The sequence below is a fragment of the Micromonospora sp. HB375 genome, from assembly GCF_017872985.1.
Classification (GTDB): domain Bacteria; phylum Actinomycetota; class Actinomycetes; order Mycobacteriales; family Micromonosporaceae; genus Micromonospora; species Micromonospora chalcea.
On record NZ_JAGGJO010000001.1, the window covers coordinates 1 to 17,095 of the forward strand.

Genomic DNA, 17,095 nt, shown 5'->3' on the forward strand with positions numbered 1-17,095 from the left:
AAAACCCCTAAATCGGACGCCGAGTTGGCAGGGGGAGCCATGGCGGAACCGGCTAAGAAGGTGGCGGAACGCGCTGAGGAACGGCTGGAGAAGGTGGCCGAGAACGTCCGCGAGCGGTTCGACCGGGTCACCGAGGGACGCTTCAGCGACAAGGTCAAGGAAGGGCGCTTCGCCGACCAGACGGACCACGGCGTGGACCGGGCCCGGGACGACGAGAGGCGCAAGAAGCAGGGCGGGTCGACCTGACGATCCGCCGACGTGCGGGCCGGGATCCACGGGGGATCCCGGCCCGTTCGCCGTTCAATCCGGCGACGCGTCAGAGGCGGCGGTTCTCGCGGACCAGGCCGCCCTCGCACCAGTCCCGGTAGACGAACAGGTCGGGCCGGGCGAGCAGCACGCGGCTGTTGTGCGCCCAGTTGCGCATCAGATCGTCACCGGCGCGTTCGGCCTGCTCGACAAGCTTGCGGAACCGGCGCTTGGGATGGGCGCGGAAGTTCGTCCGGATGCCGTCGGCGGCGTAGATGTAGAGGCAGTGCAGCGCGAACCGCCGGGCCGGGCAGCGCTCGTCCATCGCCAGGTCGAACAGCGTCTGCACCAGATGGTCACCGGCGACCAGCAGGTCCCAGTCGGGCGGCATCGAGGTCAGCGGCACCGAATCCGGTTGATAGGCCCACGCCCGGAGTTCGGCGGGCGAGGGATCGACCGGATTGGCGAAGCCGTGGAACGTATCTTCCTGCACGCTCACCGGCCGACCTTCCGCTTGCGCTGGCGGGGGCACCGGCCACCCGCGGACCCTGGCTGCTGGGCCGAAACGTTAACGCGGCTGAGCGGAGCAGTGGTAGACCTTCCGGGGATCAATTTGACAACGCCGGGCCGGATCTGCCTGTGGCAGGTCCGGCCCGGCGCGGGTCAGTCCCCGGTCGGCGCGGGCAACGCCGCTGCCGCACGGGCGGCGGCGGCGCGGGAGCGCAGCCACTGCTTGAACCACTGGGTGTCGGGCAGCCGGGCGAGCAGCGGCCCGGTCACCACCGTGATCAACACGTACGCGGTGGCGAGCGCCGCCAGCTTCGGGTTCACCGGGTAGGCGGCCGCGACGGCCAGTCCGGCGATGACGATGGAGAACTCGCCGCGCGGGGTCAGCGCCAGGCCGGCCCGCCAGCGACCTGGCTCGGCGATCCCCGCCCGGCGGGCGGCCAGGTAGCCGGTGGCCACCTTCGTCGCCATGGTGACCACTGCCAGCACCAGCGCCGGCAGCAGCACCGGCGGCATGTCCAGCGGGTTGGTGACCAGCCCGAAGAACACGAAGAAGACAGCGGCGAAGAGATCCCGCAGCGGGGAGAGCAGTTCGGTGGCGTGGTGCGCCACCGGCCCGGACAACGCGATGCCGACCAGGAACGCGCCGACAGCGGCGGAGACCTGGAGTTTGGCCGCGATACCGGCGACCAGCAGGGTCAGGCCGAGCACCCCGAGCAGGAGCGCCTCCGGGTCCTTGGCGGAGAGCGCGGCGGAGATCAGGTGGCCGTACCGGATCGCCACGGCCAGCACCACGACGACGGTGAACACCGCGATGGCGAGCGCGATGCCGCCCTTCATCAGGCCGACCCCGGCGAGCAGCGCGGTGACCAGCGGCAGGTAGAGGGCCATCGCCAGGTCCTCGATCACGAGGACGGAGAGGATCACCGGCGTCTCCCGGTTACCGACCCGGCCCAGGTCGCCGAGCACCTTGGCGATCACGCCCGAGGACGACACCCAGGTGACGCCTCCGAGCACCACTGCGGCGACCCAGCCCCACCCGAGCAGCAGCGCGAACCCGAAGCCGGGCAGCGCGTTGAGCACCGCGTCGATCAGACCGGCCGGCGCGGCCGAGCGGAGGTTGCCCACCAGTTCGTTGGCGCTGTACTCCAGGCCGAGCATGACCAGCAGCAGGATCACGCCGATCTCGGCGCCGACGGCGAAGAACTCCTCGCTGGCGTTGAGCGGCAGCAGGCCACCGTGCCCGAACGCCAGGCCGGCGAGCAGGTAGAGCGGGATGGGCGAGACACCGACGCGACGGCTCAGCCGGCCGAGCAGGCCGAGCAGGAGCAGCAGCGCACCGACCTCGATGAGCAGGATTGTGGTTTCGTGCATACGCGTCAGACGTCCGGGTCGGTCTCGGCGAGGATCGCGGTCACGCCGTCGAGCCCCTGGCGGGTACCGACCACGACGACCACGTCGCCGGCTTCGAACCGGAAAGTGGGGTCCGGCGAGACGTTCACCGTGCCCTGACGCAGCACGGCGACGATCGACGCGCTGGTCCGGGTCCGGGCCTTGGTGTCACCCAGCCGCTTGCCGACGTACTTCGAGCCGGCCGGAATGGCGATCTGCTCGGTCAGCAGCCCGGCGGCCTGCTCGCGCAGCCCGGAGAGCTGACCCAGCATCAGCGACGCGCCGAGGATGTCGGCGAGCGCCTCCGCCTCGTCGTCCGTCAGGGGGATGTCGTGCTGACAGGAGTCGGGATCTTCCGGGTCGTAGAGGACCAGGTCGCGACGGCCATTGCGGTGGGAGACCACACCGAGCCGGCGGCCGGACTCCGTCATCAGGTCATGACGTACGCCGATACCCGGCAGGGCGGTCTGTTCGACACGTACTCGCACGCGGGTGAGGCTACTCCGGGCGCGCACCTGCTGCGTCCGGGGTCGAACTACAGGCTGGTCGATGCGACTCGTCTAGGCACGTTCGGCCACGAACACGCCGACACCTTCAAGGGTCTCGGTGAGGCCGGTCGCCCGCAGGATCATCATCGCCTTGCCGACGACGGTGTCGGAGACGCCGTATTCCTTGCAGAGTTGGGCACGGCTCGGCAGCTTGGTGCCGGGTGGCCACTCTCCCGAATCGATCTTGCTCTTCAGCTCGTCTGCGAGCACCTGGTACTGCTGCTTGGGCATACACACTCCCCGGATGGCACGCCCATTCGACCATGCACCCACCTCCAACCTCAAGCAATTGTGGGTCGATCGTTGACCTACGACTGGTACCGATTGTAGGTTGCTGACGAACGCTCCCGGATGGCACCTGGAGCATTCCCGGGTCGGGGCGGGCATCCCCCGTGGCTCGTCCCGACCCCCGTCCTCTGCGAGAAGGGACAGTGTCGTGCGCAATCTCCTGCGAATACGTCCGAAGCGGCGGAACGCGCGCCCGCCCGACTCCGCGCCGGGCGGCGCCTACCGCTCCGCGTCGTACCTTCCGCTGCGGCCCTGGCAGGTGCGAGGTCGCAGCTTCACGACGCGCCGGCGAGGGCTAGACCCCGCCGAGGTCGCCGCGTTCCTCGACCGCGTGGCCGGTGACCTCGCCGCCGCGTACGCCGAAGTCGCCCGGAGCCGTGAGGAGACGGCGCGGATCAAGGGCGCGTTGCGCGAGTGGCAGTCCCGTCAGGCTCCCTCAATGCGCGACCTGGCCGGGCGGCCGTGACCGGGCGGTACGTGATCCATCTGCCGGTGCGCGCGGCCGATCTGGCCCGGGCGAAGATGCTCGGTCGCACGGCCGGCCGGTCGTTGACGTTCCTCGCGGTGGTGGAGTTGGGCGGGATCACCGTGTCGACGGAGGACGACCAGGCCGTACGCCATTGGGTTTTCTGCGACCGCAAGCTGGACGGCGGCCGGCGTTGCGTGCTGCGCGCCGACCACGAGACCCCTTGCCTCACGCGCCTCCCGCGTCGCTGAGATCTTGGTACGAAAGGGCCCCTCCGAGGGCCTTTTCGTACCAAGATCTCTCCGGCCGAATCGGCGGAGGGTGACTCAGGTCACAGGGGTGGAGTTGAGCGGAATAGACTCAACTCTGGTTGTGTCATGTCCAGTGGACACGCCGATCCGGGGGAGCCCATGAACACGGAACGTCTCACCACCAAGAGCCGCGAGGCCATCACCGGTGCCGTCGCGCTGGCGAACCAGCGCGGTCACGCCACCGTGGAGCCCTGGCACCTGCTGCTGTCACTGCTGGACACCGAGGGCTCGACCGCCGCGGGCCTGCTGCGCGCCGTCGGGGCCGACCCCGCCGAGCTGCGCCGCGTCGCCCAGCGGTCGGTCGACGCGCTGCCCGCCGCCCGCGGGTCGAGCATCGCCGAGCCGACGCTGGCCCGCGAGTTCGTCAACGCCATCGGCGCCGCCGAGCAGATCGCGCGGCCGCTGGGCGACGAGTACACCTCCACCGAGCACCTGCTGGCCGGGCTGGCCCGGGTCGGCGGCGCGGTCTCGGTCGCGCTGAAGAACTCGGGCGCCACCGAGGAGAACCTGGTCGCCGCGTTCCCGACCGTCCGGGGCGGGGACCGCCGGGTGACCACCGCCGACCCGGAGCAGACCTACCAGGCCCTGGCCAAGTACGGCGTGGACCTCACCGCCAGCGCCCGCGACGGCAAGATCGACCCGGTGATCGGCCGGGACTCGGAGATCCGCCGGGTGATCCAGGTGCTGTCCCGGCGTACCAAGAACAACCCGGTGCTGATCGGCGAGCCGGGCGTCGGCAAGACCGCGATCGTGGAGGGCCTGGCCCAGCGGATCGTGGCCGGCGACGTGCCGGAGTCGCTGCGGGACAAGAAGCTGGTCTCGCTCGACCTCGGCGCGATGGTCGCCGGCGCGTCGTACCGCGGCCAGTTCGAGGAGCGGCTGAAGTCCGTGCTGGAGGAGATCAAGAACTCCGATGGCCAGGTCATCACGTTCCTCGACGAGCTGCACACGGTGGTCGGCGCCGGCAAGGGCGAGGGCTCGATGGACGCCGGCAACATGCTCAAGCCGATGCTGGCGCGCGGTGAGCTGCGGATGGTCGGCGCTACCACGCTCGACGAGTACCGCGAGCACATCGAGAAGGACCCCGCGCTGGAGCGCCGCTTCCAGCCGGTGCTGGTCGGCGAGCCCACCATCGAGGACACCATCGGCATCCTGCGCGGGCTCAAGGAGCGCTACGAGGTGCACCACGGCGTACGCATCACCGACGCCGCCCTGGTCGCCGCCGCCGCGCTCTCCGACCGCTACATCACCGACCGGTTCCTGCCAGACAAGGCGATCGACCTGGTGGACGAATCGGCGTCCCGGCTGCGCATGGAGATCGACTCGCGCCCGGTCGAGGTGGACGAGATCGAGCGGGCGGTCCGCCGCCTGGAGATCGAGGAGATGGCGCTGGCCAAGGAGCCGGACGCCGCGTCCGCCGAGCGCCTGGAGCGACTGCGCAAGGAGCTGGCCGACAAGCGCGAGCAGCTCACCGCGCTGTCCGAGCGCTGGCAGACCGAGAAGAGCCACATCACCAAGCTCTCCACCGCCAAGGAGGAGCTGGAGCGCCTCGGCGGCGAGGCCGAGCGGGCCGAGCGCGACGGCGAGCTGGAACGCGCCGCCGAGCTGCGGTACGGCCGGATCCCGGCGCTGCGGACCGAGCTGAAGCAGGCCGAGGAGGAACTGGCCCGGCTCCAGGCCGACGGCGCGATGCTCAAGGAGGAGGTCGGCGCGGACGACATCGCCGCGGTGGTCGCCTCCTGGACCGGCATCCCCGCCGGCCGGCTGCTCGAAGGCGAGACCGCCAAGCTGCTCCGGATGGAGGAGTCGCTGCGGGCCCGCGTCGTCGGCCAGGCCGAGGCGGTGGGCGCGGTCTCCGACGCGGTACGCCGCGCCCGGGCCGGCGTCGCCGACCCGGACCGCCCGACCGGCAGCTTCCTGTTCCTCGGCCCGACCGGTGTCGGCAAGACCGAGCTGGCAAAGGCGCTCGCCGAGTTCCTCTTCGACGACGAGCGGGCCATGGTCCGCATCGACATGAGCGAGTACGGCGAGAAGCACTCGGTGGCCCGCCTGGTCGGCGCCCCGCCCGGATACGTCGGGTACGAGGAGGGCGGCCAGCTCACCGAGGCGGTACGCCGCAGGCCGTACTCGGTGATCCTGCTGGACGAGGTGGAGAAGGCCCACCCGGACGTCTTCGACGTACTGCTGCAGGTGCTCGACGACGGCCGGCTCACCGACGGTCAGGGCCGTACCGTGGACTTCCGCAACGCGATCCTGATCCTCACCTCGAATCTGGGCTCGTCGGTGATCAGCGACCTGACGCTCACCGAGAACGAGCGCCGGGAAGGTGTGCTCGCGGTGGTCCGGTCGCACTTCAAGCCGGAGTTCCTCAACCGGCTCGACGACATCGTGGTGTTCGCCGCGCTCCAGGGCGAGGACCTGCGTTCGATCGTGGACATTCAGCTCGACCGGATGCGCCGCCGACTGGCCGACCGTCGGCTGGGCCTGGAGATCACTGAAGCCGCCCGCACGTGGCTGGCCGAGCACGGGTACGACCCGATCTACGGCGCCCGCCCGCTGCGCCGGCTGGTGCAGTCGGCGATCGGCGACCAGCTCGCGAAGGCGCTGCTGGCCGGCGACATCCGCGACGGCGACACGGTCCGCGTAGACCTGTCCGACACCAAGGAGTCCCTGGCGGTCACCGCCGCCTGACCCGCTCCTGCGAAGGCCCGGCCGTCTTGGCCGGGCCTTCGCCGTTCCCGGCCGCGCCCTGCTCGTGGAGGTTGTTAACAAGGGGCCCTTCCTCTACCGGAGGCGTTAAAAGGGGGCCCTTCCTTGCGGTTGGAGGGGGTGGCGGGGTGGGCACATAGTGGGGCATGAGTGCGTGGGAGCGGGAACTGGACGAGGCGGCGCGGGAACTCGACGGCGCGGACACCCTCGCCTTCGGCGGGGTGGGACTGGCGGGGCAGGTGCTGCCCGCGACCGAGGCGTACCGACGGCTGGAACAGGGGTTGCGGGAGCACCCGGAGGCGGCCCGCAAGCGGGTCGACAAGCTGCTCCGCAAGGGTTCCCCGGCCGGCCGGGCGTACGCGGCGACGCTGCTGGAGGCGGTCGACCCGGCAGTCGGGCGGGACGCCTGGGCGCGGCTGCGCGACGACGACGGCGAGTTCACCACGTTCTCCGGCTGCCTGATGGGCCGCGCCACGCTGGGCGAATACGCCGCCGACCGGCTCGCCGGCGGCGAGCAGTAGCTGACCGCACACTCAGCGAACAGGACTTCAGAAGGCGTGCATGCGGTTGTTACCGTTCCCGCCTAGCAGGTTGGGGGAGGCGGTCGTGAACGGTTCGTTGGCGTACGTGGTGACCACGCTGGGGTGCCTCGTCGGGGTGGCCGGTGTGGTGATCGCCGTGATCGCGGTACGGAAGTCCCGGTCGGAGTCCGGCCCGAAGACGAAGGCGGCGCCGGGTGACCCGTTCCGGGACCGGGACGCCGACGCGCTGCGGGGCGACCCGCGCGCGCTCAAGCCCGGTGACATCGTCGAGATCCGTACGGTGCCGTACACCGTGCGCGGCTCGGTGCATTTGGTCGAGGGTGGCTGGAGCTGGGCGGAGCACCTGCTCGACGACGCGGGCGGGGTGAAGCGCTGGCTCTCCGTCGAGTCCGACCCGGATCTGGAGCTGGTGCTCTGGACCAGCGAGCCGTCAGCCACTGTCACGCCGGGCGCCCCGACGCTGGAGATCGCCGGCCGCCGCTACAACTGGGACGAGTCGGGCCAGGCCCGGTACACCGCGACCGAGGGCACCGGCCTCGATCCGCACGGCACCATGCGCTACTACGACTACCAGGCGCCGGGCGGCGCGCGGCTGTCGTTCGAGGCGTACGGGGAGGCCGGCTGGGAGGTCAACCTCGGTGAGGAGCTGCGCCGCGCCGAGGTGATGATCTACCCGCAGGGTGGCCCGGAGACGGTGCGCTGACGTGCTCGTCTGCCTGGACGCGCCCTACGTCGACACCAGCGCCGCCGATCTGAGCCTGGCCCTGGGCGGCCCGGAGCTGCCGGCGCTCGCCGTACGCGACATCGACCTGCCCGGGCTGCCCCGGCTGCGGCTGCGCCTGCTCGGTGCCTCCCACCAGGTGGTGCTCGGCGGGCTCACGGAGACGGTCGCCTGCCTGCCCGGCCGCCCGCCGCACCTGCCGGACGCGCTGCACGACGAGACGACCGGCTACCGGTTCATGGCCGCTGTGCTCCGGCCGGACGGCGACGGCCTGCGTACCCGGGTCGCGGCGCTGCGCGCCGAGCTGGCCGAGGACCCGTACGCGCTGATCGGGGTCTTCCCCGGCGACGAGGACGCGGTCACCGCGCTCTCCGTCCGGCCCCGGCCGCCGGACGGCGTGCTCGCCTGGCGTACCTGGCACGTCTACCCCCAGACGAACGAGCTGGTCCTGACCGAGACCGTGGTGGAGGAGCTGTGACGTACCGACGGTGGTTCGTGGTGGGCGTGGCGGTCGCCGTCATCGGCGCGCTCATCGCCACCTTCACGATCTTCTACGGCAACTTCTCGCCCCGGGGCTACGTGGAGGACAACTTCTCCCGCGCCTCCGGGCGGGACATCGGCTCGAACGCGATCGCGTACACCTCCCGGAAAACGCCGAGCGAGGTGTCCAAGCAGATCACCGACGCCTGGAAGCCGGCCGACCAGTACGTCGACGGCAGCGGGGTCTACCTGCGCTACGACGACGACTCGGTGGTGATCCTCCCGCTCGCCGTCGGCTCGGTGATCCTGCTGGAGAAGATGACCACCGCCTACCCCCGCTACCACACCGTCGTCGGCAACAGCTGGGGCTGGGGCCGAGGCAGCACGGTCCGGGGCGGCGGCCCCGGTTCCGGTAAGTAGCCCCCTTCGCCCCCTCACCCTGGAGTCTTCTGTGCAGCATCTCGTCACCGATCTGCTGGTCACCCTCGCGTACGGCGTGGTCGGCGTCGTACTGATGGCCATCGGTTACGTCCTGGTCGACGTGGCCACCCCGGGCAAGCTTCACGAGCTGATCTGGGTCGAGCGCAACCGCAACGCGGCGCTGTTGCTCTCGTCGAACCTGGTCGGGGTGGGCACCATCGTGGTGGCCGCGATCGTGGCCAGCGACAACGACTTCAGGCTGGGGCTGATCGGCGCGGGCGCGTACGGCATCCTCGGCCTGGTGATCATGGCGGTGGCGTTCATGCTGCTCGACGCCGCCACTCCGGGCAAGCTCGGTGAGCTGCTGGTCGACCCGGAGCCGCACCCGGCGGTGTGGGTCTCGGCCACCGTGCACCTCGCCACCGGCGCGATCATCGCAGCCGCAATCATCTGATGAGCGGAAAGCCCGCACAGCATTCGGCGGGGAAGGACAAACGCACCCAGACGGTGATCTGGTCCGTGGTCGTGGGGGTCGTGGTCGTCGTCTGCGCCGTCGGCGCGTTCAGCGGTGACTCGGACACCTCCGTCCCCGCCCCGGCCGCCGACGAACGCTCCGGCACCGTGCCGATCCTCCGGGCCGCCGCCGACAGCCAGGGCATCTGCTACGGCTGGGAACTGCTCGACGTGTACGACGAGGTGAGCGTCGGCTCCAACCTCGGCGACGGCACCACAGTCGTCGACGCGCCCGGCTGCGCGCGCTGGATCGCGGTCTCCGCGAACGTCAGGTACACCTCGTCCAGCAGCGAGTCGGAGGACTCCGCCACGATCCGGATCAAGGGGTCGGACGACATCGAGTTCGCCGACCTCGCCGCGATCGAGACCCGGCTGGGTCGCTTCGGGCTGGACGAGGACGCGTTCCTCGACGACCCGGGCTGGGCCGTCACCCGGGCCGCCACGATCCTGCCGCTGCTCGCCGCCGAACGCGGGCTGGCCGGACCGGCCGCGACGCCCACCGCCGCGCCGTCCACCGCTGCCGCGCCGCTGCCGGACGCCGGCAACGACTTCTGGCGGGACCGCTGGATCTACGTCCTCAGCTCGGTCGGACTGTTCCTGCTCGCCGCGCTGTTCCTCGCCGTGGGCGTGCGGCAGCGCCGCAGCCACCGGGGACGGGTGCCCGCGCAGCGTGCCGGGGCGGGAGCCGCCGGACGTACCCGGAGCAGACGGTGACCGCCGACGTGGCCGCACGGCCGCGGTGGCGCCTGGCCCGCGCGGCGGTCCTGCTCGCGGTCTTCGTCTGCGCGGCCTGCGGCCTGGTGTACGAGCTGGCGCTGGTCGCGCTCGGCAGCTACCTGATCGGCGACACGGTCGGTCAGGCGTCGATCGTGCTCGGCGTGATGGTCTTCGCGATGGGCGTCGGCGCGCTGGTGGCGAAGCCGTTGCAGTCCCGGGCGGTGGTCTCGTTCGCGGTGATCGAGCTGACGCTGGCGCTGCTCGGCGGCCTCTCCGTGCTCGGCCTCTACGCCGCGTTCGCCTGGCTCGACCTGTACGGCCCGGCGCTCGTCGGCACCGCGTTCGTGCTCGGCCTGCTGATCGGCGCGGAGATTCCGCTGCTCATGGTGATGCTGCAACGCATCCGGGAGCAGTCCGCGGGCAGCGCGGTGGCCGACCTGTTCGCCGCCGACTACGTGGGCGCGCTGCTCGGCGGGCTGGCCTTCCCGTTCCTGCTGATCCCGGTCTTCGGCCAGCTCAAGGGCGCGCTCGTGGTGGGCGCGGTGAACGCGGTCGCCGGGGTCGCGCTCGTCTTCACCGTGTTCCGCGCCGACCTCAGCCGCCGGGCGCGGGCCGCGCTGGGCGTGGCCACCGCCGTGGTCGGCCTGCTCCTCGGGTACGCCTGGGTGACCGCCCACGACTTCGAGGTGACCACCCGCCAGCAGCTCTACCGCGACCCGGTGGTGCACGCCGAGCGCAGCCGCTACCAGGAGATCGTGCTGACCCGCTCGGTGCCCGAGCCCGGCCGCTCCGACACCGACCTGCGGCTGTTCCTCAACGGCGACCTGCAGTTCAGCTCGATCGACGAGTACCGCTACCACGAGGCGCTCGTGCACCCGGCGATGCGCGGGGCGCACGGCGACGTGCTGGTGCTCGGCGCCGGGGACGGGCTGGCCGCGCGGGAGATCCTCAAGTACCCGGACGTGCGTTCGGTGACGCTCGTCGACCTCGACCCGGCAGTGGTCGAGCTGGCCCGCCGCGAGCCGCAACTGCGCGAGCTGAACGGTGGCTCGCTCACCGACCCCCGGGTACGGGTGCTCAACCTGGACGCGTTCGCGTGGCTGCGTACCGCCACGGACCGCTTCGACGTGGTGATCGCCGACCTGCCCGACCCGGACGAGACGGCCACCGCGAAGCTCTACACGATCGAGTTCTACACGCTGATCCGGCCGGTGCTGGCCCCCGGCGGGCGGCTCGTCGTGCAGTCCGGGTCGCCCTACTTCGCCCCCCGGTCGTACTGGTCGATCGAGCGGTCGATCCGCGAGGCCGGCTTCGCCACCGTGCCGTACCACGTCGACGTGCCGAGCTTCGGCGACTGGGGATTCGTGCTCGCCGCGCCGGGTGACGTGGCGCCGGAACTGGCGCTGCCGGACGACAGGCCGCCGCTGCGTTTCCTCACCCCGGAGGTGGTGGCCGCAGCCTCCACGTTCCCCGCCGACCGGGCCCGGCTGGACATGCCGGCCAACACGTTGTTGCGACCGAGGGTGCTGGACTACGCCCGCGAGGAGTGGCGCGGCTACTAGGTTTCGGGGCATGCCACCCGAATCGCCGCGCTACCGGCCGGGGATCGGCTGGCTGGTCCGCCGGCTGCCGACCCGGGCGATCCAGGCTGCGTCCTACCTCCAGGCGTTCGTGCTCTCCGGCGTGGTCACCGTGCTGGCCGTACGCGCGTACCTGAAGGCCGCCGACTATCCACAGCTCGGCGGCGGCGGGCTGCACATCGCGCACGTGCTCTGGGGCGGCCTGCTGCTCGCCGTGGGTCTGGGCATCCCGCTGGTCTTCCTCGGCGGTGGCGCCCGCAGCGGCGGAGCGGTGATCGGCGGCATCGGGTTCGGGCTGTTCATCGACGAGGTGGGCAAGTTCGTCACCACCGGCACCGACTACTTCTACGCCCCCGCCGCCGCCATCATCTACGTCGCGTTCGCGCTGCTGGTCCTGCTCACCCAGGCGGTACGCGGGCGCACCGGCCGCTCCCGGCTCACCCCCGCCGAACGCACCGCCAACGCGCTGGACGTGGTGCTCAGCGGCCTGCCCGGCGGATTGACCGACAGGCGGCGGATCGCCGTGCTGCGTCTCGTGCAGGGCACCGGACCGGCCACCGAGACGGCGGTGGCGCAACTGCTGGACGCCGTACCCCGCCGGGAGCCGCCGCCGGTGCGGTTCTGGCAGCGAGCGGCGGACCGGGCCCGGCGTCTCGCCGTCTGGGCGGCCGGACGCCGCTGGCTCATCTGGCCGGTGGTGGTCTATCTGGTGGTGGAGCCGGTGCTCACCGTGCTGGCCGTGTTCCTCGACGGCGTGACCGGGCACCTGGGCGAGGAACGGGAGTGGGGTGCGATCCTCGGTGTCAGCGCCAGCGCGCTGATCACGGCCGTGCTCGGCCTGTGGGCCGCCTGGCTGCTGCGCCGCGACCGGGCCGAGGCGTTCCGGCTGTTCAAGCTGGCGCTCCTGGTCGACCTGCTGTTCGGGCAGGTCTTCAACTTCACCGTCAACCAGTTCGGCGCGGTCTCCGCGGTCGCGCTCGACCTGGCGCTGCTCGGTGTGGTCACCGCCGAGCACCGCCGGCTGCGCCGCGCCGCGGACCGGTGAGCCGTTCCGACATGCTGACCTGGTGCGAGATCGCTACGGTGGTCACCTGATCCAGGAAAGGGAGAATCATGGCCGATGCTCCGGGCACCGCGCCCCGCGCGCGTCCCAGTGTGGTGACGCTTTCCAGCTGGCTGCTCATTCTCGTCGCCGCGATCCAGGTGGTGAACCTGATCGTGGCGCTGACCGTCGCGGGCACCGTCCGCGACGTCCTTACCGACGCGTACGCGGGCTCCTCGGCCGAGGGGGCCGCCGACATCGCGTACGTGTTCAGCATCGTCACGGCGATCGTGTCGCTGCTGATCGCGGCCGGGCTCGTCGTGCTCGCGCTGCTGAACAACAGGGGCAAGAACGCCTCCCGGATCACCACCTGGGTGCTGGGCGGCATCCTGCTCTGCTGCACCGGCGGCGGGCTGCTCACCGGCCTCACCGGTGGCATGACCGGCGGCACCGCCACGGGTGACATGCCCAGCCCGGACGAGATCCAGCGCCGGCTCGACGACGCTCTGCCGTCCTGGTACACCCCGGTCAACCTGCTGCTGGGCCTGGTGGCGCTGCTCGCCCTGCTGGCCGCGCTGATCCTGCTGGCGCTGCCGAAGGCGAACGAGTTCTTCCGCAAGCCCAAGGCCGGCTGGGAGCCGCCGGTACCGGGCGGCGCGTACCCGGCGGCCCCGGGGCACGCGGGTGACCCGTCGTACCCGTCGTACCCGTCGTACCCGGGCCCGACCGGCGACCCGGCGTACCCGCCGGCTCCCGGCACCCCGCCGCCGTCCACGCCGGGCGGTCCGCCGCCGTCGGCCGGTCAGCCGCCGGCCGGGCCGGCCGGTCAGCCGGGCGAGCGCCGCGACCCGGAGCCGCCACCCGGAAGTTGACGTCCGGATTGAGGCGACGCCGACGATCCCTCCGAGTAGGTTGCATCCGACGCCTACCGGAGGGATCAGTCGTGTCGTACCCCGATCGGGCCGCCCCCCGCCGGCCGGGCGCCGTCCTCGCCGCGGTGGCGGTGCTGCTGGCGATGGCGGTCGGCGCCGTGGCGTACGCGGTGGCGAACCTCGCCGTCACCGGCGGCACGGTGGACCGGTTCCGGGCCGCCGCGGCGGACGAGACCGGCGCGAGCGGCGGCGACATCGACCAGGTGGCCGGGCTGCTGCGCGCCTCGACCTACCTCGCCGCCGTGCTCGGCGTGCTGGCCGCGCTGCTGCTGGTCGGGCTGGCGCTCGGCCTGCTCGCCGGCCGGTCCGGGGCCCGCGTGGGAACCTGGGTCGTCGCCGGCACCGGCCTGCTCTGCGGCTGTTGCGGGCTGGCGTTGCTGGTCGGCCAGCGGGCCGCCCCGTTGCAACTCGGCCCCGAGGACCGGATCACCGCCGACCTGCTCTGGCTGGTCGGGGACGCCTACCCGGGGTGGTGGATCCCGGTGAACGCGGTGGTGTCGGTGGCGCAGATCCTCGGCTATCTGGTGGTCGCCGCGCTGCTCACGTTGCCGTCGGCCGGCGCGTTCCTGCGCAGCGGCACCGGACCGGCGCGGCCGTCCGGGTACGGCGCCACCGTGTCCGGCGCGCCCGTCTCCGGGCCGACGCCCTGGGGACCGCCGCCCGCCCCGCCCGCGTCCGCCCCGCCCGCGTCGCCGTGGGCCGCACCGCCGCCTCCCGAGGACCGCCCATGACCGGTGACACCCACCCCTCCCGGCGCCGTGCCCTGGTCACCGGCGCCAGCCTCGGCATCGGCGAGGCGTTCGCCCGGCGGCTCGCCGCCGACGGCTGGGACCTCGTCCTGGTGGCCCGGGACGCCACCCGGCTCGACGCGCTCGCGACCGAGCTGACCGGCCGGCACGGCGGCGACGCGGAGACGATCGCGGCCGATCTGTCCACCGAGGACGGTTGTGCGACGGTCGAGCGCCGGCTTGCCGACGGCCCACCGGTCGACCTGCTGGTGAACAACGCGGGGATCAGCTTGAACACCTCGTTCGTCCGGTCGCCGGTGGCCGACGAGGCGCGGCTGGTACGGCTCAACGTGCTCGCGGTGCTGCGTCTGACCCACGCCGCGCTCGGCCCGATGATCGAACGAGGGCAAGGGGCAGTGATAAATGTCTCTTCCGTTGCGGGCTTCGGTGTCCCCATGCCGGGATCCACGTACTCGGCCAGCAAGGCGTGGGTGACGAATTTCAGCGAGTCGATCGGCCAGTCCGTCGCGCCGCTCGGCGTACGGGTGATGGCGCTCTGCCCCGGCTACACCCGCACCGGCATCCACGAGCGGGTCGGCATCGACATGTCGCGCCTGCCCGCCTGGGCCTGGCTGCGTGCCGACGATGTGGTCGCCGAAGGGCTCCGTGACCTGCATAAAGGCAAGTTCGTGAGTGTCCCGGACTGGAAGTACAAGGTGGCGGTCGCCGGGCTGCGGTACGCCCCGAAGCGCCTGCTGCGGGGCTTCCGCCGGGACACCCGGGGCGCGGTCGACCGGCGACGCGGCTGAGCGGCGGCGGGGCCGGTCGGCGGCCGACCTCGATGGACGGTCGCGCAGCGTAGCCGCTCATCGCCACCCATCGGTCGCCCACTGGGTTGACCAGGGCGGACCCCGAGCACGGCTCTCAGACTTGCGAAGTACTCTCTTGGGCCATGGGCGACCGCGACGACCTGCGCAAATTCATCAGTGACCTGGCTGTGGTCCACGGCCGGGTGGTGCTCTCGTCGGGCCGCGAGGCGGACTGGTACGTGGATCTGCGCCGGGTCACGCTCCATCACGAAGCGGCTCCGTTGATCGGTCGGGTCATGCTCGATCTGACCGCCGACTGGGCGTACGACGCGGTTGGTGGGCTGACCCTGGGCGCCGATCCGGTGGCCGCCGCCATGTTGCACGCCTCGGCCGGCACCGACGGCGCGGTGGACGCGTTCGTGGTCCGTAAGGAGGGCAAGGCGCACGGCCTCCAGCGCCGGATCGAAGGTCCGGACGTGGCCGGTCGCCGGGTCCTGGCGGTTGAGGACACCTCCACCACTGGCGGAAGTGTTTTGACGGCGGTCGAGGCATTACGCGAGGCGGGGGCCGAAGTGGTGGGTGTGGCGGTTATTGTTGATCGAGGCGCCGGCGACGCGGTGCGAGCCGCCGGATTGCCCTATCGGGCGGCCTATACGTTGGCTGACCTCGGCCTTGTGGCGTAAAAGTCTGCCGATTCGGATCTGCTGATATGCAGGCGGATCGATGCTGCTGGTGGAAGGATGGAATACGTGGGAACTGCGTTGGCTGAAATGACCATGCCTCAGATCTCGCCGCTTGCCGGCGAGCCGATCGAACGCGCCGACGCCGAGCGGCTTGCGGGGGTCCTCAAGGCCCTCGCGGACCCCGCACGGCTGCGGCTGCTCAGCCTGATCCAGTCGGCTCCCGAGGGGGAGGCGTGCGTGTGTGACCTCACCGCGCCGCTCGGCCTCTCGCAGCCGACGGTCAGCCACCACCTGCGAATCCTCACCGAGGCCGGCTTGCTGGAGCGGGAGAAGCGCGGGGTCTGGGCGTACTACCGGCTGGTGCCGTCCGCGATCGCCACGATCGCGGATCTGCTCACCCCGCCGCGGAAGCGGGCCACCAAGAAGGCTCGCTGAAACCTTTCGGGCCGGCCCGTAGAGGGTCGTCCCGGCCGGGTGCCCGGTGGCGTGCGAGGGGTGGCGCCATCAGCGCACGATGACGGCTGCGGCCGTTCGTGTGACCCGGTTCGATCAGTCATGCCGAAGGCCGGTCCTCGCCCGAGGGCCGGCCGTCGGTGTCTGAACCGTGCTCAGCGGCGGTGCTGCCCGCCGTCTCCGTGGCCCGGCCGGTGCTCCTCGATGCCCTCGCGAGCCGCCTCCACGGTGCCGGCCACGGTCGCCGCGGTGATCACCGCGACCGCCTCGCCGCGCTTGCGCGCACGCCGGTCCCGCAGGAACTCGAAGAAGATCGGCAGCACCGAGATCACGATGATCAGCGCGACCACCGGCAGGATGTACCTGTCGATCTTGTCGCCGATGGCGTCGTAGATCTGCCGGGCCAGCAGGTAGCCGATCAGCAGGATGCCGTCGACCCAGAGGACCGCGCCCACCACGTTCCACACGAAGAACTGGCGGGCCGACATGCCGAGCACCCCGGCCACCGGGTTGAGGAACGTCCGCACGATCGGGATGAACCGGGCCAGCACCACCGCCTTCGCCGGCCCGAACTTCTGGAAGTAGTACTCGGCCTTCTCCACGTACTCCCGCTTGAACAGACGGGAGTTGGGCTTGTCGAACATGCGGCGGCCGTACCGGGCGCCGAGCCAGTGTCCGAGCTGCGCCCCGACGATGGCGCAGAGCGGCCCGCCGATCAGCAGCCCGGCCAGGGACAGGCGGGTGCCGTCGCCGAAGATGGCGTCGGCCACCGGGGAAGCGGCCACCCCGGCCAGGAACAACAGCGAGTCGCCCGGGAAGAAGAAGCCGACCAGCAGCCCGGTCTCGGCGAAGAGAATGACCCAGACGCCGATCATGCCGAAGGTGTGGATGAGGTCCTTCGGATCGAGCGGGTTCAGCGCCACGCTCTCGGAGAACATCCGTGTCTTCTCTGCTGTGTCCACGGCCACACAGGGTACCCCGGCCCGGTCCGGCATTTCGGCCGGACCG

At 71.6% G+C, this 17,095-nt stretch carries 22 protein-coding genes; 17 read left to right on the forward strand and 5 right to left on the reverse strand.

What is annotated here, in order from left to right; translation table 11 throughout:
• Positions 1-39 precede the first annotated feature (39 nt).
• Positions 40-246, forward strand: coding sequence for a hypothetical protein (locus tag J3R08_RS00005; protein WP_043327580.1), 207 nt, complete (start codon positions 40-42; stop codon positions 244-246).
• A gap of 70 nt (positions 247-316) precedes the next feature.
• Here J3R08_RS00005 and J3R08_RS00010 read toward each other — a convergent pair whose 3' ends face one another.
• The 4 genes from J3R08_RS00010 to J3R08_RS00025 all read right to left on the reverse strand — a co-directional run bounded on the left by J3R08_RS00010 (position 317) and on the right by J3R08_RS00025 (position 2,924).
• On the reverse strand, positions 317-745 hold the full coding sequence (locus J3R08_RS00010) for a hypothetical protein (RefSeq protein WP_030500541.1): 429 nt from the start codon (positions 743-745) through the stop codon (positions 317-319).
• A gap of 164 nt (positions 746-909) precedes the next feature.
• Positions 910-2,127, reverse strand: a complete 1,218-nt coding sequence (locus tag J3R08_RS00015; protein WP_043327579.1) for a cation:proton antiporter — start codon at positions 2,125-2,127, stop codon at positions 910-912.
• A 5-nt stretch (positions 2,128-2,132) separates the two neighbouring features.
• Positions 2,133-2,633: a cation:proton antiporter regulatory subunit gene (locus J3R08_RS00020; RefSeq protein ID WP_064447962.1), complete on the reverse strand. Its 501-nt coding sequence runs from the start codon at positions 2,631-2,633 to the stop codon at positions 2,133-2,135.
• A gap of 72 nt (positions 2,634-2,705) precedes the next feature.
• Complete coding sequence (locus J3R08_RS00025; protein WP_030500544.1) at positions 2,706-2,924, reverse strand: winged helix-turn-helix domain-containing protein; 219 nt, start codon at positions 2,922-2,924, stop codon at positions 2,706-2,708.
• A 205-nt stretch (positions 2,925-3,129) separates the two neighbouring features.
• Here J3R08_RS00025 and J3R08_RS00030 point away from each other — a divergent pair, with 205 nt between their 5' ends.
• The 16 genes from J3R08_RS00030 (at position 3,130) to J3R08_RS00105 (ending at position 16,069) form a co-directional block, all read left to right on the forward strand.
• Entirely contained in the window at positions 3,130-3,447 is a 318-nt protein-coding gene (locus J3R08_RS00030) for a DivIVA domain-containing protein (protein ID WP_374102373.1), read from the forward strand.
• The gene (locus J3R08_RS00035; protein WP_166457378.1) at positions 3,444-3,698 is read left to right on the forward strand and encodes a hypothetical protein; all 255 of its coding nucleotides are present in this window, start codon (positions 3,444-3,446) and stop codon (positions 3,696-3,698) included. Before J3R08_RS00030 ends, J3R08_RS00035 begins: the two co-directional genes overlap by 4 nt.
• Positions 3,699-3,857: 159 nt before the next feature.
• The gene (gene clpB / locus J3R08_RS00040) at positions 3,858-6,449 is read left to right on the forward strand and encodes an ATP-dependent chaperone ClpB (protein ID WP_043327575.1); all 2,592 of its coding nucleotides are present in this window, start codon (positions 3,858-3,860) and stop codon (positions 6,447-6,449) included.
• A gap of 164 nt (positions 6,450-6,613) precedes the next feature.
• On the forward strand, positions 6,614-6,988 hold the full coding sequence (locus J3R08_RS00045; protein WP_209959551.1) for a hypothetical protein: 375 nt from the start codon (positions 6,614-6,616) through the stop codon (positions 6,986-6,988).
• Between the two features lie 85 nt (positions 6,989-7,073).
• Positions 7,074-7,712: a DUF4178 domain-containing protein gene (locus tag J3R08_RS00050; RefSeq protein WP_209959552.1), complete on the forward strand. Its 639-nt coding sequence runs from the start codon at positions 7,074-7,076 to the stop codon at positions 7,710-7,712.
• Between the two features lies 1 nt (position 7,713).
• Positions 7,714-8,208: a DUF2617 family protein gene (locus J3R08_RS00055; RefSeq protein ID WP_166457376.1), complete on the forward strand. Its 495-nt coding sequence runs from the start codon at positions 7,714-7,716 to the stop codon at positions 8,206-8,208.
• Positions 8,205-8,630: a DUF4247 domain-containing protein gene (locus J3R08_RS00060; protein WP_043327572.1), complete on the forward strand. Its 426-nt coding sequence runs from the start codon at positions 8,205-8,207 to the stop codon at positions 8,628-8,630. The genes J3R08_RS00055 and J3R08_RS00060 overlap by 4 nt, the downstream gene beginning before the upstream one ends.
• Positions 8,631-8,661: 31 nt before the next feature.
• Positions 8,662-9,084 carry a DUF350 domain-containing protein gene (locus tag J3R08_RS00065; protein WP_043327571.1) on the forward strand — a complete coding sequence of 141 codons (423 nt, stop codon included), beginning with the start codon at positions 8,662-8,664 and terminating at the stop codon, positions 9,082-9,084.
• Complete coding sequence (locus J3R08_RS00070) at positions 9,084-9,857, forward strand: hypothetical protein (protein WP_209959557.1); 774 nt, start codon at positions 9,084-9,086, stop codon at positions 9,855-9,857. The genes J3R08_RS00065 and J3R08_RS00070 overlap by 1 nt, the downstream gene beginning before the upstream one ends.
• Complete coding sequence (locus J3R08_RS00075) at positions 9,854-11,422, forward strand: polyamine aminopropyltransferase (RefSeq protein WP_209959559.1); 1,569 nt, start codon at positions 9,854-9,856, stop codon at positions 11,420-11,422. Before J3R08_RS00070 ends, J3R08_RS00075 begins: the two co-directional genes overlap by 4 nt.
• Positions 11,423-11,486: 64 nt before the next feature.
• Positions 11,487-12,485, forward strand: coding sequence for a hypothetical protein (locus tag J3R08_RS00080; RefSeq protein WP_043330768.1), 999 nt, complete (start codon positions 11,487-11,489; stop codon positions 12,483-12,485).
• A 68-nt stretch (positions 12,486-12,553) separates the two neighbouring features.
• Complete coding sequence (locus J3R08_RS00085) at positions 12,554-13,354, forward strand: hypothetical protein (RefSeq protein ID WP_209959561.1); 801 nt, start codon at positions 12,554-12,556, stop codon at positions 13,352-13,354.
• A gap of 71 nt (positions 13,355-13,425) precedes the next feature.
• Positions 13,426-14,145 carry a hypothetical protein gene (locus J3R08_RS00090; RefSeq protein WP_209959563.1) on the forward strand — a complete coding sequence of 240 codons (720 nt, stop codon included), beginning with the start codon at positions 13,426-13,428 and terminating at the stop codon, positions 14,143-14,145.
• Positions 14,142-14,951 carry an SDR family oxidoreductase gene (locus J3R08_RS00095; protein ID WP_043327567.1) on the forward strand — a complete coding sequence of 270 codons (810 nt, stop codon included), beginning with the start codon at positions 14,142-14,144 and terminating at the stop codon, positions 14,949-14,951. Before J3R08_RS00090 ends, J3R08_RS00095 begins: the two co-directional genes overlap by 4 nt.
• 143 nt (positions 14,952-15,094) lie before the next feature.
• Complete coding sequence (pyrE, locus tag J3R08_RS00100; RefSeq protein WP_043327566.1) at positions 15,095-15,634, forward strand: orotate phosphoribosyltransferase; 540 nt, start codon at positions 15,095-15,097, stop codon at positions 15,632-15,634.
• A 57-nt stretch (positions 15,635-15,691) separates the two neighbouring features.
• On the forward strand, positions 15,692-16,069 hold the full coding sequence (locus J3R08_RS00105; protein WP_007454255.1) for a helix-turn-helix transcriptional regulator: 378 nt from the start codon (positions 15,692-15,694) through the stop codon (positions 16,067-16,069).
• 173 nt (positions 16,070-16,242) lie between these two features.
• Here J3R08_RS00105 and J3R08_RS00110 read toward each other — a convergent pair whose 3' ends face one another.
• Positions 16,243-17,082, reverse strand: coding sequence for a DedA family protein (locus J3R08_RS00110; protein ID WP_043327565.1), 840 nt, complete (start codon positions 17,080-17,082; stop codon positions 16,243-16,245).
• Positions 17,083-17,095: the final 13 nt, after the last annotated feature.

Excerpts from the sequence above, each read along its gene's own strand:
- J3R08_RS00005 (WP_043327580.1), top strand. The coding sequence starts at position 40 with ATGGCGGAACCGGCTAAGAAGGTGGCGGAACGCGCTGAGGAACGGCTG.
- J3R08_RS00015 (WP_043327579.1), bottom strand. The coding sequence starts at position 2,127 with ATGCACGAAACCACAATCCTGCTCATCGAGGTCGGTGCGCTGCTGCTC.
- J3R08_RS00025 (WP_030500544.1), bottom strand. The coding sequence starts at position 2,924 with ATGCCCAAGCAGCAGTACCAGGTGCTCGCAGACGAGCTGAAGAGCAAG.
- clpB (WP_043327575.1), top strand. The coding sequence starts at position 3,858 with ATGAACACGGAACGTCTCACCACCAAGAGCCGCGAGGCCATCACCGGT.
- J3R08_RS00045 (WP_209959551.1), top strand. The coding sequence starts at position 6,614 with ATGAGTGCGTGGGAGCGGGAACTGGACGAGGCGGCGCGGGAACTCGAC.
- J3R08_RS00070 (WP_209959557.1), top strand. The coding sequence starts at position 9,084 with ATGAGCGGAAAGCCCGCACAGCATTCGGCGGGGAAGGACAAACGCACC.
- J3R08_RS00085 (WP_209959561.1), top strand. The coding sequence starts at position 12,554 with ATGGCCGATGCTCCGGGCACCGCGCCCCGCGCGCGTCCCAGTGTGGTG.
- J3R08_RS00095 (WP_043327567.1), top strand. The coding sequence starts at position 14,142 with ATGACCGGTGACACCCACCCCTCCCGGCGCCGTGCCCTGGTCACCGGC.
- pyrE (WP_043327566.1), top strand. The coding sequence starts at position 15,095 with ATGGGCGACCGCGACGACCTGCGCAAATTCATCAGTGACCTGGCTGTG.
- J3R08_RS00105 (WP_007454255.1), top strand. The coding sequence starts at position 15,692 with ATGGAATACGTGGGAACTGCGTTGGCTGAAATGACCATGCCTCAGATC.
- J3R08_RS00110 (WP_043327565.1), bottom strand. The coding sequence starts at position 17,082 with ATGCCGGACCGGGCCGGGGTACCCTGTGTGGCCGTGGACACAGCAGAG.